The organism is Chryseobacterium taklimakanense, from assembly GCF_900187185.1.
Taxonomy (GTDB): domain Bacteria; phylum Bacteroidota; class Bacteroidia; order Flavobacteriales; family Weeksellaceae; genus Planobacterium; species Planobacterium taklimakanense.
This window is the reverse complement of record NZ_LT906465.1, coordinates 1925893-1948187: the sequence shown is the minus strand read 5'-3', so window position 1 is coordinate 1948187 and position 22295 is coordinate 1925893. Positions and strand designations below refer to the sequence as shown.

Sequence of the window (22295 nt, the reverse complement as noted above, 5' to 3'; positions counted from 1 at the left end):
CGATCTTAAAAATTAGAATTTTGCACCCGGATCAGTGAAGCTTCGGTCCTTATATTTAATCGCATCGCGCAGGATATTCGCCTTGATTCCGATATAAAAATCATACACCTTGTACTGGCCGAACGGCACCCAGTTGAAATCTATGATAAAACTCCTCTGGTCCCGATGAAAACCCAATCTGGTGTACGCCAGTTTTTTAGTAATGAAATCGTAGTGCGTGCTACCGTTGATATTCCAGAATGGTGTAAGCTTTAAGCTGCCGTCGATTCCTACAGATGCAACTTTGTTCCCGAATCTCGTCATCCCTTTTGTATAGGCATAATTGGCATTAAGATTGAGCGACCACGGTTGTGAGAAATGTGCATAGTTATAATTATCAAAATAATAATTCTCATTTCGGATCTCACCCCGGGTGTTGTAAAGCTCTTCCGGTTTCTTTTTATCTTTATTGAACAGCGCATCGCTTAAAGGCACGGCAAACTGCACATTGAATCCCTGAAGATTGAATTTTCCGAAATTTTCAGTTCTTGTTCCCACACCCAACTCATTGTAAACCGTCTCATACGGATCGATGACCAAACTGGAATTTAAACTCACCTTACCGTCCAGTAACGAGGTTTGGCCATTCACGCTGATCATTGACCATTTGTGGTCTTTGGCTGCGAAGTTATAACCACCGGCAATATTGAGACTTTCGAAAAGTTTTACTTTTTTAATTCCCGTGGAGTCCTGCTTTGAGCGGACTTTCATCTCGATATTATTGCCGATGCTGTAAGTGAGCGCTCCAACCATTCCGGCACTTGGGGCACCGAAAATGCCGCCGTCGAATATGGAATATGGCGTCAGCTGCCCATTGGCATCGTAATAATTTCTGAAATAACCCCATTTCGATTCTCCGAAATCGGGCTGATAGGTAAAACCAATGCTTGGCGTCACCATGTGGCGAACCCGTTCAATCAGTGCGCCTTTCCGGAAATTGAGCATTCCGTAAAGTGTCGTTTGCAGGCTCGCATTGGTAGAAAAGGTTGAAAATCCTGCTATTTTTTTATTGTAAACATTTTCCACCTCGTTCGTTACGGGATTATAATTCCTGGTCAAAGTCTTAGTCGTTAAAACATTATTGGCCTGCGCCGAGACGGAAAAAGTGAAATATTTTGCTAAAGTTGTATTGGTACCGAGAGAAATATTGTTTTGTAAGCCGGTTTGCAGATTGTCCCACATTTGGGCCTTAAACATATCGCGCTCCTTCACATTACTTACAAAATTTGAGAAATTAAGACCGGTGTTAACGGTGATGTTCTCAAGCAAGCCTTCCCTGATGCCGCCGTTTCTTGGTTTGAAAAGATAAAACTGATTAATGGCGACGTTCATCTGTGGTAAACGAAGATTTACGGTATTATCCGCAAAATTCTGCGAATAGGAGGCTGCTCCTGTAATCGTTACAGGTAATGTAAGGAAACGTTTTGTAGCACTGATGGTAGAGTTCTGCTGTGTATTCAGAACCCTCTGGTTAAAGATATGGTTGTTGTTGATCGTGTTGTTGTAAAACTTATTGCTCACGATATCCACGGATGCTGAAAAATTGAAATACGGATTTGCTTTTGAGTCCTGCTGATGCCGCCAGCCGATGCGGTAGGTTGAAGATTTGCTGTAATCATCCAGGCCTTTGATTCCCCGAACCGTCGTTCCGACTTCTGAATTAAAATTACCGTTATACCGGTAATTCTTCTTGTAATTGACTTCCGGTCGGATGTTCCAGCTTCCTTTGGTAAAGAAATCAATCAAAACCTTCACGTCAAAATGTTCACCGATAGGCTGATAATATCCCAAACCATTCAGAAAAAATCCGACATCCTGCTTTTCCCCAAAGCTCGGAATAAGGATCCCCGCAGTCCTTTTATCAGAAAAAGGCAAGATCCCGAAAGGAAGCGCCAAAGGTGTAGGAACACGCTCAATGTACATCTGAACAGGGCCGGTGATTACCTGCGACTTATTTTTCCCTTTAATAAGTTTGATATTTGGAGCGAGCAGATAGTAATCCGCAATGGTATCTTTTTTCTTGATAAAGTACTCATCGGTGGTGTACTTACCCCGGCGCATAAAGAACACCGAGTCATTCACTTTCTTTGTTTTCTCAGCCACGATTACGCCTTCGCTTTCCTCTGTTCTGGCATTGTAGGCGATCGCCTGTTTGGTTTTATAATTAAAGTCGAAATAATCTGTTTCGTACTTTTTGCCGGCCTGTTCTGTAATTACGGGTTCTGTAACCCTTCCCTTTTCATCCTGCTTTCCGCGGGCGAATACCTTACCGGTACTCCAGTCGATTGAGATGTAATCTGCCATGATTTTCATATCCTGGTAAGTGACTACCGCATTTTTATTGAGGTAAGTCATCTTCTTTGGCGGATCTGTCCGCTGAAAATCTGATGTAAATTCTACGATATCCCGGAGTTGCTCGTTGGCTGCAATTACGGTATCCTTTTGGGAAACAGATGTGGTAACCCTCTCATTTTTAGGCAAATTTTGAGCATTTAATATTGCTAAAAAATTGTTAAAAATTAGGATAATTAAAATTTGTAATATATTTTTGAAGCCGATTTTGATTCGCTTTATATTAATTAATAATGGGCTCAAAATTAATTATTTTTACTTAAATAATGAATACTGATATTAAAACTCCAACTTTCACCAAATATTTTACCCTTGCGTTCTTGCTCCTTTTTATTTTTGGGGGCGCCCAGAAAAAATTTACTATTGTACTCGATGCCGGACACGGCGGAAGTGACCACGGCTCCAACAGAAGTTATCCCGATATTGGCTACATTGCCGAGAAAGACATCACGCTTTCAGTAACATTAAAAGTAGGCCGTATGCTGGAAAAAGATAAAGATTTCAAGGTGATATACACGAGAAAGACCGACGTTTATCCATCACTTACAGAGCGTACTGATTTGGCTAACAGAAGCAAAGCCGATTTGTTTGTATCCATCCACGTCAATGCCAATACAAAAACCTCCCCTTACGGAACAGAAACCTATTTGCTGGGGGTAGCTCAAAATAACACCAACCTGAACGTGGCCAAAGCAGAGAACGAGGTGATTTATCTCGATGCTCAGGACCGCCAGAGATTTGCATCTTACGATCCTACTTCACCGGAATCTCTGATTGCGCTGAAGCTTCAGCAGGCCCGCTACCGTGAGGCCAGCACTATTCTGGCTGGGTTTATAGAAGACCAGTTCGCCAATAAAGACAAAAGGCTTTCCCGTGGTGTAAAACAGGAAAACTTCCACGTTCTCCGGATGAATGCGATGCCTTCCGTTCTGGTGGAAATGGGATTTATAAGCAATTATGATGAGGCACATTATCTTGCATCAGAAATTGGGCAAAACGAGATTTCTGAGAGCATCTACAACGGAATTATGAGCTATAAAAAAGCTTATGACCGCAGAGGAGGTTCTGTAGCCGCAACCCCGGCACCCGAAAAGCCGGCAGAACAGCCACTGAAAAACGATTTCAGGATTTTGCTGATGAGCTCACCAAGCAAATACAACTCCGGAGATCCGGCGCTGAAAGGTCTGAATTACGTCCTTCCGATCAAAGAAGGTAATCTGTATAAATATTACTACGCCAATACCAACTTGGCCTCTGTTCGTGATAATAACCTGAAAACAGCAAAAGATGCGGGATTCAAAAATGCTGTTCCCATCGGTTTTGTACCCAACCAGAAACTGGGCAGCGGATATTACACCATAGAAGTTGCTGCTACGAAAGACAAACTGAGCAGTAATTCTTATGCAGTTCAAACGCTGAAAGACAAACTGATCCGCGAGAAGGTCAACGGAGTATTCTACTACACCTACGGAAATGCAAAATCACTTGAGGAAGCCATAGACCTACAGAAAGACCTTGACAAAAAAGGAATCCAAAATACCGTAATTCAAAAGGTGGTAAAATAATCCTGCCGCCTGTCTGATTTTGGAATTCAAAAGTTTTTCGATATTTTTGCAGGCCCAAATTTTTATTGGCCTATTCGTCTAGTGGTAAGGACTCAAGATTTTCATTCTTGCAACAGGGGTTCGATTCCCCTATAGGCTACAACTCACAAACTCGTTTAAACCAAACGGTTTTTTTATTGCCCGAACTTAAAACAATAAACGCCCTATTTATCAATAATAAGCGTTATTTTATCATTACCCCAATATCAGGAATACAAAAACAAATCCGGTTCAAAATCCGGTGAACAGTCGGCAAAGGTTCGAGCAAAGGAATTACCCAAAACACCAACTGCGTTTAAATTTGTGAGTGTATGATATGGAAACAATGAAAGTCTAACAAAGATTATTGGGAATGTTCCTTAATAATTTAGGTTTTGTTAATTTTGAATAAAACCTATGAATATGTTTTTTGGAGATTATCTTAAAAAAGACGAAACTGAACTCGAACGTCGATTAGCGCATTTTAATAAAAAATGCAAATGTCCCAATTGCAACAATGAACCGGACGAACAAAAGACACGAAAGTTTAAGTGCAAAAACTGCCAACAATACGTCTTTGTTAAAAAGAATAATGATAACTTTTATTATCTAACCGAACAACAATCGGAAGAAATGGAATACATTAAAAAATTTGTTTCATTTAAATACAAAAATTTTAACAAGTTGGTTAATTGTGGCTACGACAAAGAAATTCTACTTGAAGAATTTAACAACAGTTATATCGTTACATTTGAGCCTCTAAAGGAATTCATTTGGTCAAAATTCAATTTCTTGTTAGAATCACCAACAACCAAACCGCATCAATTCTCTCTTATTTATCCTTCAATGGCAAATTTCTCAAAAGAAGAAGGAAACCACGAACAAGTTATCGAATTTAGAAAGTTAGCATTGGATTCACAACTGAACGAAAACAGACGTTTTTTAAATTACCAATATTTCGAAGTCGAATGCGTTATTCTTTCTGTCAGTGGAACAGAATGTGAAAAATACGACAACACAGTAATTGAGTTAGAAAAACTGTTTGAGAATCCGCCTTTACCCCATAAAACAATAGAATTTGATTCTTGCCGTTGTCGCTATGGATTTCGGCCAAAAAAAGATAGTGAAGGTGACTGGTTGCTAAAATTATAGTCCCACCCCTTGCCTTTTTACGCTGATTATTATCTGCCTTGCCGATGTGAAAAATTCTACGGCATCGGCTTCAATTTTTTTTAAATTACTAAACAAGCAACATTAAAATTATGTAATTTTGAAAACAGATAATCGGAAATTATCCGATTATCTGTTATATTTTTTACATTTGTAGTGTGGATTTTGAAAAACAAATATCAGCCTTACATTCTCAGCCGATTCCTCATTCGGTTATGCTGTCGCTTTTGAAAAACTACAAAAGACCCAACGACAAAATTCACGAAATGATTCAGAAAGGAGAATTGTTATCTTTAAAAAAAGGTCTGTATACCCTTAATTCCGAACTGCTTCCGGAGCCTTTCGCTGTTGCAAATGCTATTTATGGCCCGAGTTATATCTCTGCTGAGTCAGCACTTTCATTCAGGGGAATTATTCCTGAAAAAGTTTTCAGCATTGTATCAATGACTTTGAAGCGTTCCAAAAATTTCAAAAACCAACTTGGAAATTTTGAGTTCATAAAAATTCCTGCGCCTTATTATGCTTTCGGGATTGAGCAAGTAGAACTGCGTGCGAATCAATTTGCTTTAATGGCAACGGCGGCAAAAGCAATTATGGATAAAGTGGTTACAACGCCAGGAATTATTCTCCGAAGCGTGGATTCTGCCGAAACCTTTATGCTGGAAAACATGAGGATGGATGAAAACCAACTAAAGGAATTAAACACCGCAGAAATGCAGAGTTGGATTTCCGGAGCGCCAAAAGAGGATTCGCTGAAGTTTTTAATAAAAGCCATTGAAAAATTATGATAAAGGACTGGGTTGATGAATATCAGCCAAAAACCGCGGAGGACTACAAACAGGCATTGCGGGAGATAATGCAGCAAGTGGCTTTGGCGGGTTTATCGAGAGGCGGTTTCTTTTCAAAAGCCGCGTTTTATGGCGGTGAAAAGAACGGGTGAACAATGATGAAAGTTTTTTTAATTTTTTTTAAAATAAATTTGTAGGAATAAAAAATAGTTATATCTTTGCACCCACAATTGAGAAACAATTATGGCAAATCATAAATCAGCACTAAAGAGAATCAGACAAAACGCAGCAAGAAGACTGCGTAACAGATACTATCACAAAACTGCCAGAACAGCTGTGAAAGTACTAAGAAATGAAGAGGATAAGACGGCTGCTACAGAGCAACTGCCAAAAGTTATCTCTTTGTTGGATAAGCTTGCTAAAAAGAACATTATCCACAAAAACAAAGCAGCTAACCTGAAAAGCAAACTGACTAAACACGTTAATAAATTAGCGTAATTTATACAGCGGCCCGTTCGTCTATCGGTTAGGACTCAAGATTTTCATTCTTGCAAGAGGGGTTCGATTCCCCTACGGGCTACCAAAAAAAGTATCAAACACTTTTTAATCAGGCATTTACATTTTATGTGAGTGCCTTTTTTGTATTATTTTTGTATTATTTCAATATTTTAGTACTAAAAATTCAATATTTCCTTAAAAGCAAAAAATTTAAACAAACATTTAATTAAACTTTTCTATTTGAAATATTCTTATATTTGCTGCGGTAGTTCCCCCACAGAAATACCATTATCTTTTTACAAATTTCCACTTGGTTTCCAGGTGGATTTTTTATTTCTCAAATACTTTATATAGGTGTATTTTACGTATTTTGCGTATTTAACCTTTATATAACTGATAATCATATCTTTACAAATTTGAAATATAGCGTATTTTGGGTGTATTTTAGGTGTATTTTCAGCGTATTTCATAAAGCTGGCATAAAAATGTGCTGGCCAACTATAAAAAAAACCGCCAGGATATTTCCCAGCGGCCACCAAAATATGAAGCGTACAATCAAACGCTGATTTGGATATATCTTCCTACATAACTTAACAAAGATGGTAATCTGTCTGTCTTTACACTCATATTCCCATAAATATCAATGGTGAACATATTGGGATAAAAGACTTCACGAAGATGTGTATAGCTACGTATTAAACCAGCAGCCTTGAATTCATTGTAAAGCTCCACCTGCTGCTCTAATAGTGAAATAAACTTCTTTTTCTCCGGTGTATCTACATAGGTGTAAAACTGCTGGAATACTGCCTGATCTTCATCAGCAATAAATTTTCCATCTTTGTACTGAAATGAATAACTGCTCCAGGTGTGTGCAAACTCTTTTCTCATTTCGTAAATAGGTTCCACGTTAATACCTAATGCATCCAGGTTAAACTGATCAGAAGCATTTGGAAACTGAAATCTGCTGGCAAGTTCTTCCTGCACCACTTCATTACTTTCTAAATGTAATCTTTTCAATTTGGCTGCTGAAAGATCACCTAAAACAGATTGCACCACTTGCACAAACTTGTTCAGGCTTTCCTCTGCTCGCTGCAGCTTTTCCTTCTCCCAATTTAGACGCATCTCGTCAATGTGGATAGGTTCTAATTTCCCTTTTTTTGGTAACTCTTCTTGAATAGTGAATTTTTTCATAATTGTACTTTTAATTTAAATTGTATTGTTCTTTAATTTGATTTAATAATTTTTCAAAATCATCCTCTGTAAGTTCATCCAGGATGTTTCCAAACTCCACTGCTTTGAGTGTCGGCAGAAAGAATTTAGCCATATCAAAAATGTACTTGAACCTTTCCTTTGGTTCTAATATCTCGAAATCATTCTGCAGCTCTTCCTTGTTCCTATCTACGAAATCAATAAAGAATTGCCTGATATTTTCTGTTTGCTTGTTCTTACTGCCTTTTGGCCTGCCTCCTCCCGGATTCCCAGGTGCGAAGGTGCCATCCTTATTCCTGCTCATCTTCAAAGGTTTTTAGGTTAAACTGCTTTTTAACTTCCTGATCAAAGAACAAAGGCATTTCTACTTTGGTTCCGGATCTGACTTCCTGCCGGTAATCTACTTCGGGAATTTCTATTCTGTTCCTGAAGAACATCATTCGATCATCAGCGTACATAAAGAAGTATTCATCTTTACTGCCGATTATCTGCTGTAATTTCTGTTTCCTGGTTTCCATTATTTTGTATTTTTTGAAGTTCTTTTTTTGTAGATTCGGAAAGATTAACCAAACCGCCCTCAATTATTGATAATTCAAATATTTCTAATTTTGCTGCATCAGATAATTTTGACAAAAATTCTTTACTGTCAAAAGCAGTATTAATTTCATTAATTACTTCTTGAAGTTTTTCTTTTCTTGTTTCCATAGATTCCGTTATTTTTCCGTTTGTTTATCGGGTTCATCATAAGTAATAAAGAAAGGCTTCTGCCTATTGAACCTCCACTTTGCTAAACTCTCCAAATATCTCTGCTTTGCTGCCTTGTAAACTTCCGGATCCTTCATAATTGAATGCTGCATTTTAACGTAATAGTATTTCCTGATAAATGCATCCCTTTGATCTTTATTTGCTTCTACGATAATTCCCGGTGAGCATAGCAGCCAAGTATAATTATCAATTTGAATTGTCCAATAGCTGCGAGAATTGTTTTTGTATATCATCATTTGTGTTTTTAGAATGGTGTTGAATTGAATAAAAAATAAGTGTTAAAGCTGGTGCAGTCTATAATGTTTTTTAAGCGCATTTGGGAAACTACATCAATAGGATTTTCGCCAGCAAAATGTTTTGAATCTCTAATTTTGTTCAGTAATACTTCAGCTGGTAAGGAATCGCACTCTTCGAGAATCTCACCGGCAAATGCTTTTAGATTATCAGAATTATATTCCTTCCTGGCCGGAACCGGTGCAGATATCTCTTTTGAAGCAGCCTTAAATAATTTCGGATCTTCCTTCAGTAAATCCATCACATAATCAGCAATATCATATCCGGCAGCTTTCTGATTTTCTGTAGCCATGTCTTCGATAAACCTGCACATTTGCACTTTTATCCCTGCTTCAACTGCTTCATCACAAATAAGTTTCCACTGATCAAAGGCTACGCTTTCCGGTGAAGTATCAGGAATCAGAAGTATTTTTCTTCCCTTCAGTTTACGCAGTTTGTTTACGCTTAAAGTACTTAAAGAACCTGAAGCCATCCACAAGTATTCCGGCAGAATGAAACTGCCTAAAATGGCATTCTTTGGACTTTCTGCAATAATTATTTCCTTTGAAGGATATACTTCGAGTAAATGCTCACCAAAAAAGCAGTTTGTTTTCTTCTCGTTATTATGGTAATCTGTAAGCCATTGCGGAATATTTCCTGAAGCTTTAAAATGATAATAGAGAATAGAATGCAGCCAATTTTGGTCAATAGTTTTATTTTCAGAATTAAAGACTTTCACTTGAACAGAATGCACTCTATTATGCTTATCAATGTAAGGAAAGCAGATACCACCGGCATACTTACCTTTGGTAATTGTTCCCACCTGATAATCTTCTACTTTCTTGATTTTCTCTGAAGGAATACCAGCCTTTTCCATGTTCTGCAGAAATACATTCTGATCAAAGTTCTTCCTGGTTTTTTGCAGGTATTCTTTAGGAAAGTAAACTTGTGGCTTTCTCACTGGTGCCACATAATCGGAAGTACTTTCAGAAACAGTATCAGGATAACGCAGATAACCGCATTTGTCAGCTCTGTCGCATCGGCCGAATTCATCCCCTTGATAATTTCCTGCAGCATCCTTATACTTGACAAGTTCCTTTTTACCGCATTGTGGGCAGATATACTTTTTGGAAGATCTATCCAGCTTGAATCTGTAGTTAATTATCGTTTCCATCTGCAATAAGTTTTTCGTAATTACCCTGCCCTAACTTCTTGAAAAGCCTTTTGTTTTTCAGGAAAGTATTAAAGGCCGTATGCCCTAACAATTTGTTATTCTTCGCAATCTGCTCTCCTTCACCGGTAGTAAACTGATCCGGAAGCATATCGTACAAAGTCAGTTTATTGGCATCCAAAGATTCTAAAGGATCATCCAGCTTCATGGCTTTGGTCATCTTTTCAGCATTATCCCGGAAGTATTTCACCAACTTAAGCGCATTTTCAGCAGTTTCTAATTCAATAAGATCATCATCATAAAAAGTACCTTCTACTGCCCTTTTCAGGATATGCAGAACCAAAGAAAACCTGATTGCATATATCTGCAGTTTTGCATCAAATAAGCGCATTGCGAAGTTATTTGCCCGGCTTTGGTTATTTCTCCAATTAACAAGTAATTCAGCGGCATCTCTTTCAAATTTTACGAGCCTGGATTCATTGTTTTCCGGCTGCATTTCAATTATTGATCTGATTATCTTATCCCATGTAGCATCCATACTTGCATCTACCGGGTCCAAGTTCCATTTTAATGGTGTAAGATTGTCAGCCACAACAAATAAGAATCTCGGTGCAAATCCATCAGAAAACATTTTCATAAATAGTTCGCTGGCTTCTTCCTTCTGAATTCCACCAATAAGCGTGAAGAAAACATTTTCAATAAAAATAGACTGATTAACTCTGTCTTTCATTGCTTTCTTTCCATTCCACACTGAAAGCCAAAACTGCCTATCATTACCTTTTCCACCTTTGTACTGTCCTTGTGAAGTCACAAAGCCTTTTATTTCATCTACATATCCCCCTAATCCACCTGGATTCTTTTCCATCCTATCAGCAAATGCTTCTGCAGTCAAATCCTGCATTATACGCTGCTTTCTGTAGGGCTTTGGAATATCCTGCTGCTGATCTAATGGAAGCGCTTTGTTCTTTTGGTATTGCTTTTCCTCCTCTAAAAATCTCTTATTGTTTTCTGATTCAATCTGCAGCAAAGGCTTCAGAAAAGATTCTATGCCTTCGGTTTTTCCGCTGCCACTTTCAGCAACTACCGATACATACAGCGAAGCATTTGTAAACATTCCCGGAATTAATTCTACTTTGAAAGAATTCCCAATAGCAATAGAAACCGCTGCAAGTGCTGAAGCAAATAAGAATTCCACCGCCAAGCTCTGCTTTGTTTTTTCAGAAATAATTTCACGTACCACTTCAGGAAATACTTCCAGCGGAATATTCTGCTGATCATCTTTGAAAGATTCTTTGATTGATTCCTTCAACTGATCTACATTCATTCTTACCGCATTCATGGCTGTTAGTTTGGAAATTTATAGTACTTTTTTCTTCCAATAAACACCGGTGCAATAAGACCATCCTTTTCTTCACGCCATAGCGAAGTATCAGATATGCCTCTTTTCTTAAGGTATTCCTTCCTGGTTAATAGTTCCGGCTGCGCATCTTTACCTTCCTGCAGTACCTGATCAAGTTTTGAATTGATTGTTGCGAGCTGCTTCTCAATTGCAGCAAATGGATTTTCCATCAGTAATAAGTTTAATAGTTTAACCTTACCACCTTTGGAAACTTTTGGAATTTGTATCTTTGAAGAAGATTAAGGGGTGCAATCTTTAATCCTTCGTTTGATACTTATCCATCGGTTTCGGCCGGTGGTTTTTCTTTTCACATTTCAAAGATAATCACGTCATATGCTGACTGTATTTATTGTTTTTTATTAATAAAATTTAAATAAAAATAAATCGTGTAATTATTTGTTTTTCTGTGTTTTAGCCAACTTCTGCTCATCACGATAATTTTCACTTATTTGCACATAGCACGAATTAAATTCATTTTCATTCATATCTTCCGTAATCAGGCGCAAGAATGGTTTTAGTCGAAATGGATCCACTAAAGTTCTCTTGCTTGCAAGTTCAGAAATATCTTTACCGGCGTTTTTGTAATCTCCAGCCTTTATTCTTTTCTTAAGCTCCCTGATTATTCTTTCTCTGCCCTCCATGCTTACATCCTTACCAAAGTATTCTTTTATACTTTTGACTAATCTCTTCTTTCTTTGGTTCACACCTTCTACATCAGCTGCAGCAAAAATATGATCAGATAATTGTCTGAATCTTAATATATTATTAGTTTCATAATCCGCATATGCTGCTAAAATTCCGCAGTAATAACCTGAATCAGTAATATTTTCATAATGTACAAGTGTACTTGCAAAACCATAGTAATGTCGCCACCTATCTATAAAATGATCATGTAAGGTTCTGATATGGTTTTCGCTTGGATCAATCGCTCTAAAATTATCAGCAAAGTACTTGAAACCATCAAAATAAGCCTGCCTGAATTTTGAAAATTGTTCTTCATCAGCAGTTTTGATATTGAGGTAAATCAAAGGATTAAATATGGTTATTCCATTTATTTTCCAATAGGATCCGCAAAACTCCTCTCTAAAATAACTCAAATCGAAGTTTGCTGGCGTATCCTGAATAAGGAACAATTCCACGCATCCTATAACTTCATAATGAAAGTGAACCTTACTTTGAATTTCCTCTAAAACTTTTAAATATTCAATCCAAAGATCTTCATCATTTGTTTGCTTTTCACTCATACCACTATCTTTTACTTCTTAATTTAACTGCATAATTCATCCATGTCTTCTTTCCGCATCATCCACCTGGAATAAGATTCTACAACTGCAATACCGGTGAAAGTATCTTTTAGTTCTTCAGGCTTGCAAAAAAAATCCCCTTCTGAAAATTCAGGATTCACACAATAAAACTTTATGTACTCCCCTTCAAATTTTGCAGCTCTAACAAAAAAATGTTTTTCTTTTGTTTCTGCTTCCATCCATTCTAACAGATAACACTTACCATCTTCAATTTGGATATTATTATAGAAATAGCAGTTCAATTCATCACCGGAAATAATTCCTGCACCTGGTTCTGTACTTCTCATATGTTCTGATTCAATTCTGAACATAATCTGATTAGTTCCAAATCTGTTTAATCTTGTTTCTTGTGTGTACATAATATTTAAATTTAAAAGTTAATTTCTACGAAATACGGACAAAATACACTTAAAATACGGGCAAAATACGCGTGTTTTTTGATTTATAATTGCTTGATTTTCATTTGTTTATATGTCAAAATACGGATAATACGCAAAATACGCCTATAGTATGTATTTTAATCTTTTGTAATATCAATATTCTGATAATAGTTTTTAATCATTTCAGATCTCGAAGCATCCTTCTTACCGATATACTCCAGCAAAGTTCTTTCTTCAGAATGTCCTGAAACTTCAAGTATTAAAGCAGTAGGAATTTTACCATAAAAATTGGTGCAATATGATTTTCTTCCGATATGGCTGCTGATCAGTTTATATTTTGGATAAACTCCTTCTACATTTCTCCAAACTCCTTTATCAATTTCAGTAAGGATTGAACCTTTTACTTTCTCTGTTAATCCGGAAAGCTCACAAACTTTTCTTATCTGATCATTATAAGCAGGTTCATCTATAGCTGCAGGAAAATTCATATCATTTTCTTTAAGAATTTTAACTACTTCCGGGTGAAGGAGCAAAGCCATCTTTTTATTAGTTTTTGCCTGAACAAAATCAATAAAGTAAGCAGTACCATCTCTACGGATCATAGTTTTTTCAAAGCGCATAAAATCAGAAATCCTTTGGCCTAAAAAACTGCTGATATAAAGCCATTTCCGAGCATTATCAAGTTCATCCGGAAGATCAGCATTCTTAATTGTCTGAAGTTCTTCAAATGAAAGATAAACTACATCCTTATCATCATAAGCCATTCTGAATTCCTCATACATTGGGCTTAACTCAATACCATATCTTTTGGAATAATTGCAGATAGTTCTAATGATCTTAATTGTTTTGGCAATGGTATTTTTTGAATAATGCATATTATTCTGCAGATAGGAAACTAAATCATATTTCAATAGTTCATCTACATCAGGAATTAATACCTGGAAAGAATATCCTTTTATTGAAGATTGAAATTCCTCAAAGCCTGCTACTATTTTTTTAGTATCCTGAAGCTTCAAGATAGTTCTTGGCTTCAACTCTAAACCTTTCACCTTGATATAGTTGTCGAAGTGCCATATAAGTTCGTTTGGTTTCTCCAGGTTCTTCTTCCTGGCTTCAGCTCTGATAATATCATCATAATATTCTTTAGCTACTGAAGAAAGCCATTCCTTACTTGGTAATGAATCACAACCTTCAGGATATGCAGCTTCAAATCTGTCAAGTATAAAAGATCTGAATTTATTCTGCTCTGAATTTATTCTTTCAATACGATTCTTAATATTGATATCAGAACCTTTGTATTTCTTAAATTCCTTCCAAAATCTTTGGCCATCTACTAAAGGCATTTCCTTAACCTCTTCCGGATTAAAAACGAATATTCTTGTTTTCACTTCTACGAAGTCAAGACCAAACTTATTGGAATCTGTAATTTTTGAAGGATTACTGAATTGTAATCTTGCAGTGAAAGGATCATTTTTTTTAACTGCAGAACGCAGTAAGAAATTAACTGAAGCCATTATCTATCTTTTTACACTTCAAAGATAAATAATATTTGTATTATTTCTGTATTATTTAATACAAATTCTGAAAGAGTTTTTAAACTGCTGAAAAAAGATATCATCGTTAAGTACTTCTAACAGCTTAATTAAGATTGCAGTACAATTATATTGAATTCGTTTGTATTAGTCCCCTACGGGCTACAAAAAAAACCTTCAGAAAATTTCTGAAGGTTTTTTGTTTTTATCTATATTTGAGCTAAAGTTTCAGGTCATGAAAATTCTTATTGTTAACGGACCCAATCTCAACCTTCTCGGAACACGCGAACCGCAAATATATGGCAACAAGTCCATGGAAGATGTTTTAGGCGAGCTGAAAGCTGAATTTAGCAGTGATGAATTTTCGTATTTCCAGTCGAATTCCGAAGGCGCAATTATAGACCATTTACAGCAGGCTGATTTTGACGCCTTGATCATAAATCCGGGTGCATATACCCATTACTCCTATGCGATTGCAGACTGCCTGAAAAACATTCAGAAAACTAAAATAGAGGTGCACATCAGCCATATTTATCAGCGGGAAGAGTTCAGACAGAAATCGGTCACCGCACCTTACACAAATGGGCTGATTTCCGGATTTGGAACCAAAGGTTACAGACTTGCGGTTTTAAGCTTAAAATAAGAAATTCCAGTTCAGAAAATAATAAATCCTCAAAGCGAACTTCGAGGATTCATCTGTACAAATTTAAATAGATTTATTACAACTGTGGCCCTGCAGCTACCAATTTTTTAGCCTCATCATTATCACAGTACTGCTCAAAATTCTCGATATATCTCGCAGCTAAATCTTTAGCTTTCGCTTCCCATTCGGAAACGTCGCTGTAGCTGTCTCTCGGGTCTAAAATTCCTTCAGAAACATTTGGCAAGGCCGTAGGAATTTCAAGATTCATAATTGGAATTCTGGTCTTTGGAGCGCTGTCGATTGATCCGTCGAGGATCGCATCAATAATCGCTCTGGTATCTTTCAGTGAAATACGTTTACCGGTTCCGTTCCATCCGGTGTTTACCAAATAAGCTTTTGCACCGTGCTCCTGCATCTTCCCGATCAGCGTTTTAGAATACATCGTTGGGTGAAGGGTAAGGAAAGCCTCACCAAAAGCCGGGGAGAATGAAGGCTGTGGCTCGGTAATCCCTCTTTCGGTACCGGCAAGTTTGGAAGTATAACCGCAAAGGAAGTGGTACTGTGCCTGATCATCATCCAGCACTGAAACCGGCGGCAATACACCGAACGCATCAGCGGATAGGTAAACGATTTTTTTAGCGTGACCGGCCTTTGAAGGGAGCACAATTTTATTGATGTGATAGATCGGATATGAAACACGCGTATTTTCGGTAATTGAGCCGTCTTTGTAATCGATTTCACCATTATCGTGTACCACAACGTTCTCAAGAAGAGCATCTCTTTTAATGGCTCTGAAGATGTCCGGTTCCTTTTCTTCAGTGAGGTCGATTACTTTTGCGTAGCAGCCCCCTTCATAGTTGAAGACACCGTTATCATCCCAACCGTGCTCATCATCACCAATCAGATATCTTTTAGGATCTGCAGAAAGTGTCGTTTTCCCTGTTCCGGAAAGTCCGAAGAACAAAGCAACATCGCCTTCCTCTCCTACGTTTGCTGAGCAGTGCATAGAGGCCATTCCTTTAAGCGGAAGGTAGTAGTTCATCATGGCAAACATTCCTTTCTTCATTTCACCGCCGTACCACGTACCACCAATGATCTGAATTCTTTCCGTAAGGTTGAACATCACGAAGTTCTCAGAGTTCAAGCCCTGCTCTTTCCAGTCTGGATTTGTAGTTTTAGAACCGTTCATGACGATGAAATCCGGTTTGCCAAAGTTTTCAAGTTCATAATTTGAAGGACGGATGAACATATTGGTCACAAAATGTGCCTGCCAGGCCACCTCCATCACAAATCTTACTTTCAGCCTTGTATCTGGGTTTGTACCGCAGAAAGCATCTACCACATAAAGTTTGTTGGAGCTTGCCAGCTGTTCAAGAACTCTCTCTTTACAGGACTTGAATATCTCCGGAGTGGTCGGAAAATTCACTTTTCCGTCCCAGTTAATCGTATCTCTTGTAACATCATCCAGTACGATATATCTGTCTTTGGGCGAACGTCCGGTAAAAATTCCTGTTTTTACCGCCACAGCACCAGATTCAGTCACAACGCCTTTTTCGTACCCTTTGTTTTTTTCAGACATTTCTGCCTGGTATAGTTCCTCGTAGCTTGGGTTATACGACACCTCCCGATAGCCGGTAATCCCCAATTCGTGCAGTTCCTGAATGATTCTAATGTTTTTCATAAATACAATTTAAATTTCTGTTTATTTTGTGTACCAAATTTACAATTATCTGAAAGTTTAGAATGTCTGAAAGTTACTGATATTAATCAGAATTCGCAAGAATTTAAATTGGCAGTAACGCATTGCCAATCAGTCTATTAATTCAGCATACGAAAAAACTGTACCGAAACCTTTTCCCGAAAAATAATCCCGGAAACCGCTAAACCGGGAAGCCATCACAAAATCGCCGCCCCAGGCGCCCAAACTTTTCACAAAGGAAGGGCAATCCGCAAAAAATTTTTCCTTAACGGTCTGCAAACCCAAAAATTCTGACAGTTTTCGTTCATGCTCAACCATCAGAAATGAAAATTCATCGATATTGCGGGCAACCAGAACCTTTTCAGTAATTTCAGAAAATTCATCGATCAGCGTGGGAGATTTTGTTTTGGAGCGGTAAAGACTGATGCCTTCCCGGGAATCCTGTTTTTGGTTCAGATGAATAAAAATTAGGTCTTTTGAAAATTCAGGATTGAAAGAGACGGGGTTTGAAATACGGGTTTGATCTTTAATCTGAAATAAGATCGCATTTTTTTCTTTTGCTACGGCAATATCGTATCCGCTTCCGCCAAGCGTGGAATCGCTCAGTAAATAAGCATCGGTTCCTGCCCATTCGGCAAGGTTGTTCATCAGGGTTGAACTGCTGCCCAAACCGAAATTGGACGGAAACTGAAGATTGGTTTTTAAGCGGTACGAAACGCCATTTTTAAATTTAATCTCAGAAAGCTCAGCAACTTTCGTTAAAACCTTTAAAATGAATTCGGCAGGCTCCTTAAGATTTGCATGCAGAATCCCTCCGTTTTTATAATCAATTTCTGTTTTTAACCAAAGTTGATTTTGGTGGTACGCCTCCCAATAAATAACCGATTTGCCATCGTCGGTTTCTTCAAAAAAAAACTCCTGCCCCAGCTGTGTTGGAACAGCCAAAGCAAGAGCTCCGTCGAGAACGACATATTCTGAAGTGAGTAATAATTTTCCGGGTGAAAATATCTTACCCATAATTTCTAGAGTGCTGAGGAAGCAGTAACTTCGGGATCAATTTTCTTAATTAAACCCTGAAGCGTCTTACCCGGACCAACTTCAATGAAGATTCCGGCACCGTCTTTAACCATATTCTGAATGGTTTGCGTCCATTTTACCGGGCCTGTAAGCTGAGCGATGAGGTTTTTCTTGATCTCATCCGGATTGGTAACGGCCGTAGTGGTTATATTTTGGTAAATCGGCATTGTAGCCTTACCGAACTTGGTCTTTTCAATCGCTGCGGCCAGTCTGTCTTGCGCCGGCTGCATCAAAGGCGAATGGAAAGCTCCGTTTACCGGAAGTTTTAAAGCTCTTTTTGCTCCAGCCTCTTTCAATGCTTCACAGGCAGCTTCTACCGCCGCGGTCTCACCGGAAATCACGAGTTGGCCAGGACAGTTATAGTTGGCAGGCACCACAATTCCGTCGATCTGGGCACAAATTTCTTCTACTTTCGAATCTTCCAAACCTAAAACCGCCGCCATAGCACTTGGATTTGCGTCGCAGGCCTCCTGCATTGCTTGTGCTCTTTCGGAAACCAAACGAAGCCCGTCTTCGAAAGACAGAACACCGTTGGCAACCAGGGCAGAGAATTCGCCCAAACTGTGCCCGGCAACCATTTCGGCACCAATCGCGTTGATGGCTTTCACTGCTGCTACGGAATGAATGAAAATTGCCGGTTGTGTTACGCTTGTTTTTTTAAGGTCTTCCTCGGTACCGCTGAACATTGCCGACAAGATATCAAAGCCTAAAATGTCATTTGCAGTGGTCATCAGGTCCTTAATATCTCTGCGGGAATCGTACAACTCTTTTCCCATCCCGACAAACTGAGAACCTTGACCGGGAAAAACTAATGCTTTCTTCATACTATTTTCATCAAATATTTACACTGAAACAGAATTTCTTAGTTCTGAGGCTCCAGCCTCACTACTCTGTACCCGGTGTTGATATATGCGCCATTCTTTTTGGCCCTTACGTATTCAAATTTTGTTGCCAGTTGTGTCTGTACCTTTCCGATCTGTTTGAAAACTTCTCCTTTCTTGTTTTCACGGGTTAAAATATCATTTACCACATCGAAACCGATCACAGCATATTTCGAAGGCGTTTTGCAGTACTTTTCTTTATAATCACCTAGAATTTCTTTCTCAAAACTGCCTTCTGTGTTGATTTTTCGGTCCATCAGATAAACCAAATGCCCAATCTCTTTTTCCTTTTTCTCAAAGCTGGAGCTGTAAGCAAGACTGAAAGATTTGGTTTGCGGAACCTCACTGTTCATCTGGATAATCCTGCTGGTAAAGGCATTGCCAAGCTCCTCATTGCTCGAAGCAAGGATTGCAATCACCGGCGCAGACTGGCCAGTCATCATGTTTTTATCCAGCTGTATATCGAGTGGTGAATTCACCATCGTGATATTTGGATTTTTAAAGGATTTCTCCAAACCGGATTTTACAAGGTTGGCATCGGCTTTATCTGAACCTGAAACGATATAGATTTTCTGGTCAGAATACACTTTACCCACCTCTTCCACGATTCTTTTTGCGTAAGAATCACCGGTAGTTTCCACGATGATCAGGTTGTCGTAACCATAGAGATCTTCCGAATTTGCAAAAGGTGCAACAACCGGAATTTTCTCTTTCTGAACGTAATTCAAAACTTCAACCACTGACGATTTGAAAAAAGGTCCGATAATTAGATCTGTATTGTTCTTATTGATCTGTGTAAGGCTGTTTTTGAAAGAAGCTTCATTACCCGCATCCACAACTTTCACGTCGAGCTTCTGACCGCTTTTCGCATTCCTTTCGATCGCAAGTTTCGCACCGGTAAGGAAATCTGTTGAAATGCTTCTGTATTTGCTGTCATTCGTATCAAACCCGAAAGGTAACATGATCACCACGTTCAGCGCATCGCCGGATTTTTTGACGTACTGGGCATCAAGTTTCTTGATTTTTAAGACCATTCCCGCTTTCAGACCGTTTGATAATTCAGGGTTCAGAGAAAGCAGTTCATCCAGAGAAACTCCAAATCTGTTCAAGATTCCGAAAACGGTATCACCATCTCTTACGGTATAAGTCACATAATCATCTGCAACAGCCGTAACCGTCTCCGAAGGTGATGGGCTTTGGGAAGCCCGCTCTGGTATCGTTTCTGCAGCTTTCGCTGCGCTTCCTTTTACTTTCAGCACATCGCCAGGCTGCAAACCCTTCTGTTCAAGACCCGGATTCATTGCAAAAAGCTGGTCCTGAGTGATATTGAAGTTTTTTGTAATCCTGTAGTAGTTGTCTTTAGGCTGAACGACATACGAATCTGCATCAGCATTTTGTTTTACAACGGTCCCGTTCGCAGTAGCAGTTTCTGCGGCTTTAGCAGCTTCCTGGGTTTGTCCGGCACCGTATTTTCTGATCTTCTCCAATGGCAGGGCCACCTTATCCCCAATTTTCATATTGGAATCCAGGTTAGGATTTATAGCTCTCAGTTCGGTTTCGGTTATATGGTACTGCTTGGTAATGCCGTAAACCGTTTGTTTCGGCTGTAGCGTGATGTATCCCATTTCACCGCTGTTTTTCGGTGTCGAAGGCACGGCAGTTTTTCTCTCACTTGCTGTGGCTGCAGATTTTTTATCCACTACCAGTACATCGCCAATGTTCACTTTACCGTCTTTCACACCGGGATTCAGCTTCAAAAGTTCATCCAGTGTAATTCCGTATCTCTTGGCAATATTATATGGATTGTCGCCCTTTGCTACAGTATGCTTTTTCTGGGCACTAACCGCCGAAAACATCGCAAACGCCGATAACAATAAGATCTTTTTTACCATTTTGTGAGTTCTATTTTTGCAAAAATAAGCCTTTAAAATCAAATCTGAATAATAAATAATTCCGATTTTTCTACATTCATTGTGCTGTAACAATTTTGAAGCCAATCCCGGCCTTCATCAGCATAAAACACGCTGAAATTCAGCACCCGTTCCTGCCAGTTTTTTGCAGGATGCACCTCAAGGAAAAGTTTTTCGAGACGGGAAAGTTTTTCGCTCTGTTTGATTTTCTCGGCCCTCAAAAGCCGCTTTCTCATCCTTTCATAAGACTTAAGCTGACGTTTTTCTTCGGCTGCAACAAGATTTTTGAAAGTAACATCAGTTTCCGCAGCCTGTTCTTTAATTTCTGAGAAAACAGATTTTACAGCATCTTCTTTTGCATCAAGAAGTGAAGTTAACCGTGAATTTTTAAGAATAATTTGGTTAATGACCTGAGTGAAATTTCTGAAGAAATCTTCAGTTTTAAGGTCGAGTTTTTCAGCTTTTTTAAGGGTCTTTTCCTTCAGGAACAGCATTGAATTTCTTGGGATAAGAATCGGGAACTGCAAGTCGATTTCGCGGAAATAATCCTTGATTTCCATCCAGTACATGATTTCGGCATTACCACCGATGTAAACAAGATTTGGAAGCACTTTTTCCTGATAAACCGGGCGCATCAAAGCATTAGGGCTAAATCTCTCCGGATAAGTTTCGAGCTCGTGCAAAATCTCGCCTCCTGTAAAGGAAATTTCCTTATCCACGACATTGTATTTTCCGTTGGCATATTCAATTCGGTCGCGGGTTTCCGAGAGGTAAAAAAGGTTGATTTCGCGGGGATTAACCTGAACTTTACCGTAATGCTCAGTGAGGAAATTTACTTTATCCTGGGAGCACTGAAAAAGTTTTTGATCGATAAGTTCCGCCTTGAAGATCTCTTTCATTTCATTTTTCAGCTTGGGGTCATCCCCGTCAATGATCAGCAAACCGTACTGTGAAAACAGCCGGTGCACCAAAATTGTGGTGGCCTGCGCAAGCGTATTGCCGGGCGAGTAAGCCTCCCTGATCCAACGCATGAGTTCTGTCCCGTAGACTGAATCTTTGAATTCTTCTTCAAATTCACGAATGAAATACTGGTCTTCAATTTGAATTCTTCCAACTGCACCTCCGGATTTCCCTTTGATTTCGTAATAATTGTTTTCTGTTTTAAAATGGTCGATTTCCTCAAAATCATGATCCTCCGTGGCCATCCAAAATACCGGGACAACATTGTTTTCAGGGAAGTGTTCAGTTAAATATTCCGCCGTTTTTATGGTTTGCAAGATCTTATAAATGAAAAAAGCCGGCCCCGTAAACAGGTTCAGCTGATGCCCTGTGACCACCGTGAAGGTATTGTCATTCTGCAGAGCGCTGAGGTTGGCTTCCTGATGCTCTGAAAGTTCAATCTTAGAAAGCTGGTCACTTAGAACTTCAAACAGAATGTTGCGCTTATGGGCAGTGAACTCGGATTTCTTACCTGAAATTTTTTGTCTAAAATTTTCGGGGCTGAATAAATCTTCTTTAAAATCCAAAAGTTTACCGTTCAGAAAATCTTTGATCAACTGGGGAATGCTTTCAATTTCCTGAAAGGGTATGTTTTTTAAATGCTTCAAATTCGATTTTAATTT

General features: G+C 38.7%; 23 protein-coding genes and 2 tRNA genes. 8 read left to right on the top strand and 17 right to left on the bottom strand.

What is annotated here, in order from left to right; translation table 11 throughout:
- Positions 1-12 precede the first annotated feature (12 nt).
- Positions 13-2634: a putative LPS assembly protein LptD gene (locus CKV81_RS09225; protein WP_258454125.1), complete on the bottom strand. Its 2622-nt coding sequence runs from the start codon at positions 2632-2634 to the stop codon at positions 13-15.
- A 23-nt stretch (positions 2635-2657) separates the two neighbouring features.
- Between CKV81_RS09225 and CKV81_RS09220 the strand changes: the two genes are divergently transcribed.
- The 7 genes from CKV81_RS09220 to CKV81_RS09195 all read left to right on the top strand — a co-directional run bounded on the left by CKV81_RS09220 (position 2658) and on the right by CKV81_RS09195 (position 6515).
- A complete protein-coding gene (locus tag CKV81_RS09220) occupies positions 2658-3956 on the top strand; it encodes an N-acetylmuramoyl-L-alanine amidase family protein (protein ID WP_095072655.1) in 1299 nt (432 codons plus the stop codon).
- A 67-nt stretch (positions 3957-4023) separates the two neighbouring features.
- A tRNA-Glu gene (locus CKV81_RS09215) sits at positions 4024-4095 on the top strand.
- A gap of 302 nt (positions 4096-4397) precedes the next feature.
- A complete protein-coding gene (locus CKV81_RS09210; RefSeq protein WP_095072653.1) occupies positions 4398-5126 on the top strand; it encodes a hypothetical protein in 729 nt (242 codons plus the stop codon).
- Positions 5127-5302: 176 nt separating this feature from the next.
- Complete coding sequence (locus CKV81_RS09205) at positions 5303-5932, top strand: type IV toxin-antitoxin system AbiEi family antitoxin domain-containing protein (protein WP_095072651.1); 630 nt, start codon at positions 5303-5305, stop codon at positions 5930-5932.
- Positions 5929-6084, top strand: a complete 156-nt coding sequence (locus CKV81_RS13365) for a hypothetical protein (RefSeq protein ID WP_198409815.1) — start codon at positions 5929-5931, stop codon at positions 6082-6084. Before CKV81_RS09205 ends, CKV81_RS13365 begins: the two co-directional genes overlap by 4 nt.
- Positions 6085-6175: 91 nt before the next feature.
- On the top strand, positions 6176-6430 hold the full coding sequence (gene rpsT / locus CKV81_RS09200; RefSeq protein ID WP_095072649.1) for a 30S ribosomal protein S20: 255 nt from the start codon (positions 6176-6178) through the stop codon (positions 6428-6430).
- A gap of 10 nt (positions 6431-6440) precedes the next feature.
- Positions 6441-6515, top strand: a tRNA-Glu gene (locus tag CKV81_RS09195).
- Between the two features lie 470 nt (positions 6516-6985).
- Here CKV81_RS09195 and CKV81_RS09180 read toward each other — a convergent pair.
- The 11 genes from CKV81_RS09180 to CKV81_RS09135 all read right to left on the bottom strand — a co-directional run bounded on the left by CKV81_RS09180 (position 6986) and on the right by CKV81_RS09135 (position 14445).
- Entirely contained in the window at positions 6986-7621 is a 636-nt protein-coding gene (locus CKV81_RS09180) for a hypothetical protein (protein WP_095072643.1), read from the bottom strand.
- Between the two features lie 10 nt (positions 7622-7631).
- Positions 7632-7943, bottom strand: a complete 312-nt coding sequence (locus CKV81_RS09175) for a hypothetical protein (protein WP_095072641.1) — start codon at positions 7941-7943, stop codon at positions 7632-7634.
- Positions 7930-8157, bottom strand: coding sequence for a hypothetical protein (locus CKV81_RS13360; RefSeq protein ID WP_157727399.1), 228 nt, complete (start codon positions 8155-8157; stop codon positions 7930-7932). Before CKV81_RS13360 ends, CKV81_RS09175 begins: the two co-directional genes overlap by 14 nt.
- On the bottom strand, positions 8114-8344 hold the full coding sequence (locus tag CKV81_RS09170) for a hypothetical protein (RefSeq protein ID WP_095072639.1): 231 nt from the start codon (positions 8342-8344) through the stop codon (positions 8114-8116). Before CKV81_RS09170 ends, CKV81_RS13360 begins: the two co-directional genes overlap by 44 nt.
- Positions 8345-8352: 8 nt before the next feature.
- Positions 8353-8640, bottom strand: a complete 288-nt coding sequence (locus tag CKV81_RS09165) for a hypothetical protein (protein ID WP_095072637.1) — start codon at positions 8638-8640, stop codon at positions 8353-8355.
- An 8-nt stretch (positions 8641-8648) separates the two neighbouring features.
- Positions 8649-9851: a DUF6371 domain-containing protein gene (locus tag CKV81_RS09160; protein ID WP_095072635.1), complete on the bottom strand. Its 1203-nt coding sequence runs from the start codon at positions 9849-9851 to the stop codon at positions 8649-8651.
- Positions 9835-11187 carry a DUF3987 domain-containing protein gene (locus tag CKV81_RS09155; RefSeq protein WP_095072633.1) on the bottom strand — a complete coding sequence of 451 codons (1353 nt, stop codon included), beginning with the start codon at positions 11185-11187 and terminating at the stop codon, positions 9835-9837. Before CKV81_RS09155 ends, CKV81_RS09160 begins: the two co-directional genes overlap by 17 nt.
- 5 nt (positions 11188-11192) lie before the next feature.
- Entirely contained in the window at positions 11193-11417 is a 225-nt protein-coding gene (locus CKV81_RS09150) for a hypothetical protein (protein ID WP_095072631.1), read from the bottom strand.
- A gap of 222 nt (positions 11418-11639) precedes the next feature.
- A complete protein-coding gene (locus CKV81_RS09145) occupies positions 11640-12491 on the bottom strand; it encodes a hypothetical protein (protein ID WP_095072629.1) in 852 nt (283 codons plus the stop codon).
- Positions 12492-12514: 23 nt separating this feature from the next.
- Complete coding sequence (locus CKV81_RS09140; RefSeq protein WP_095072627.1) at positions 12515-12910, bottom strand: hypothetical protein; 396 nt, start codon at positions 12908-12910, stop codon at positions 12515-12517.
- Positions 12911-13068: 158 nt separating this feature from the next.
- Positions 13069-14445 (bottom strand): phage integrase SAM-like domain-containing protein, encoded by a 1377-nt coding sequence (locus tag CKV81_RS09135; protein ID WP_095072625.1) that lies wholly within the window; start codon positions 14443-14445, stop codon positions 13069-13071.
- A gap of 253 nt (positions 14446-14698) precedes the next feature.
- On the opposite strand from CKV81_RS09135, the gene CKV81_RS09130 reads away from it, so the two are divergent.
- On the top strand, positions 14699-15106 hold the full coding sequence (locus tag CKV81_RS09130; protein ID WP_095072623.1) for a type II 3-dehydroquinate dehydratase: 408 nt from the start codon (positions 14699-14701) through the stop codon (positions 15104-15106).
- Between the two features lie 76 nt (positions 15107-15182).
- On the opposite strand, the gene pckA is transcribed toward CKV81_RS09130, so the two are convergent.
- The 5 genes from pckA to bshC all read right to left on the bottom strand — a co-directional run bounded on the left by pckA (position 15183) and on the right by bshC (position 22280).
- Positions 15183-16787 (bottom strand): phosphoenolpyruvate carboxykinase (ATP), encoded by a 1605-nt coding sequence (gene pckA, locus CKV81_RS09125; protein ID WP_095072621.1) that lies wholly within the window; start codon positions 16785-16787, stop codon positions 15183-15185.
- Between the two features lie 129 nt (positions 16788-16916).
- Entirely contained in the window at positions 16917-17822 is a 906-nt protein-coding gene (locus tag CKV81_RS09120) for a GYDIA family GHMP kinase (protein WP_095072619.1), read from the bottom strand.
- 5 nt (positions 17823-17827) lie between these two features.
- Positions 17828-18706 (bottom strand): ACP S-malonyltransferase, encoded by an 879-nt coding sequence (gene fabD / locus CKV81_RS09115; RefSeq protein WP_095072616.1) that lies wholly within the window; start codon positions 18704-18706, stop codon positions 17828-17830.
- A gap of 38 nt (positions 18707-18744) precedes the next feature.
- The gene (locus tag CKV81_RS09110; RefSeq protein WP_095074406.1) at positions 18745-20655 is read right to left on the bottom strand and encodes a LysM peptidoglycan-binding domain-containing protein; all 1911 of its coding nucleotides are present in this window, start codon (positions 20653-20655) and stop codon (positions 18745-18747) included.
- A 38-nt stretch (positions 20656-20693) separates the two neighbouring features.
- Positions 20694-22280, bottom strand: coding sequence for a bacillithiol biosynthesis cysteine-adding enzyme BshC (gene bshC, locus CKV81_RS09105; RefSeq protein WP_095072614.1), 1587 nt, complete (start codon positions 22278-22280; stop codon positions 20694-20696).
- Between the last annotated feature and the right edge of the window lie 15 nt (positions 22281-22295).

Excerpts from the sequence above, each read along its gene's own strand:
- CKV81_RS09150 (WP_095072631.1), bottom strand. The coding sequence starts at position 11,417 with ATGGAAAATCCATTTGCTGCAATTGAGAAGCAGCTCGCAACAATCAAT.
- CKV81_RS09160 (WP_095072635.1), bottom strand. The coding sequence starts at position 9,851 with ATGGAAACGATAATTAACTACAGATTCAAGCTGGATAGATCTTCCAAA.
- pckA (WP_095072621.1), bottom strand. The coding sequence starts at position 16,787 with ATGAAAAACATTAGAATCATTCAGGAACTGCACGAATTGGGGATTACC.
- CKV81_RS09120 (WP_095072619.1), bottom strand. The coding sequence starts at position 17,822 with ATGGGTAAGATATTTTCACCCGGAAAATTATTACTCACTTCAGAATAT.
- CKV81_RS09175 (WP_095072641.1), bottom strand. The coding sequence starts at position 7,943 with ATGAGCAGGAATAAGGATGGCACCTTCGCACCTGGGAATCCGGGAGGA.
- CKV81_RS09145 (WP_095072629.1), bottom strand. The coding sequence starts at position 12,491 with ATGAGTGAAAAGCAAACAAATGATGAAGATCTTTGGATTGAATATTTA.
- CKV81_RS09155 (WP_095072633.1), bottom strand. The coding sequence starts at position 11,187 with ATGAATGCGGTAAGAATGAATGTAGATCAGTTGAAGGAATCAATCAAA.
- CKV81_RS09170 (WP_095072639.1), bottom strand. The coding sequence starts at position 8,344 with ATGGAAACAAGAAAAGAAAAACTTCAAGAAGTAATTAATGAAATTAAT.
- CKV81_RS09130 (WP_095072623.1), top strand. The coding sequence starts at position 14,699 with ATGAAAATTCTTATTGTTAACGGACCCAATCTCAACCTTCTCGGAACA.
- CKV81_RS09165 (WP_095072637.1), bottom strand. The coding sequence starts at position 8,640 with ATGATGATATACAAAAACAATTCTCGCAGCTATTGGACAATTCAAATT.
- CKV81_RS13360 (WP_157727399.1), bottom strand. The coding sequence starts at position 8,157 with ATGGAAACCAGGAAACAGAAATTACAGCAGATAATCGGCAGTAAAGAT.
- CKV81_RS09135 (WP_095072625.1), bottom strand. The coding sequence starts at position 14,445 with ATGGCTTCAGTTAATTTCTTACTGCGTTCTGCAGTTAAAAAAAATGAT.
- CKV81_RS09110 (WP_095074406.1), bottom strand. The coding sequence starts at position 20,655 with ATGGTAAAAAAGATCTTATTGTTATCGGCGTTTGCGATGTTTTCGGCG.
- CKV81_RS09210 (WP_095072653.1), top strand. The coding sequence starts at position 4,398 with ATGTTTTTTGGAGATTATCTTAAAAAAGACGAAACTGAACTCGAACGT.
- CKV81_RS13365 (WP_198409815.1), top strand. The coding sequence starts at position 5,929 with ATGATAAAGGACTGGGTTGATGAATATCAGCCAAAAACCGCGGAGGAC.
- rpsT (WP_095072649.1), top strand. The coding sequence starts at position 6,176 with ATGGCAAATCATAAATCAGCACTAAAGAGAATCAGACAAAACGCAGCA.
- CKV81_RS09220 (WP_095072655.1), top strand. The coding sequence starts at position 2,658 with ATGAATACTGATATTAAAACTCCAACTTTCACCAAATATTTTACCCTT.
- CKV81_RS09140 (WP_095072627.1), bottom strand. The coding sequence starts at position 12,910 with ATGTACACACAAGAAACAAGATTAAACAGATTTGGAACTAATCAGATT.
- CKV81_RS09180 (WP_095072643.1), bottom strand. The coding sequence starts at position 7,621 with ATGAAAAAATTCACTATTCAAGAAGAGTTACCAAAAAAAGGGAAATTA.
- fabD (WP_095072616.1), bottom strand. The coding sequence starts at position 18,706 with ATGAAGAAAGCATTAGTTTTTCCCGGTCAAGGTTCTCAGTTTGTCGGG.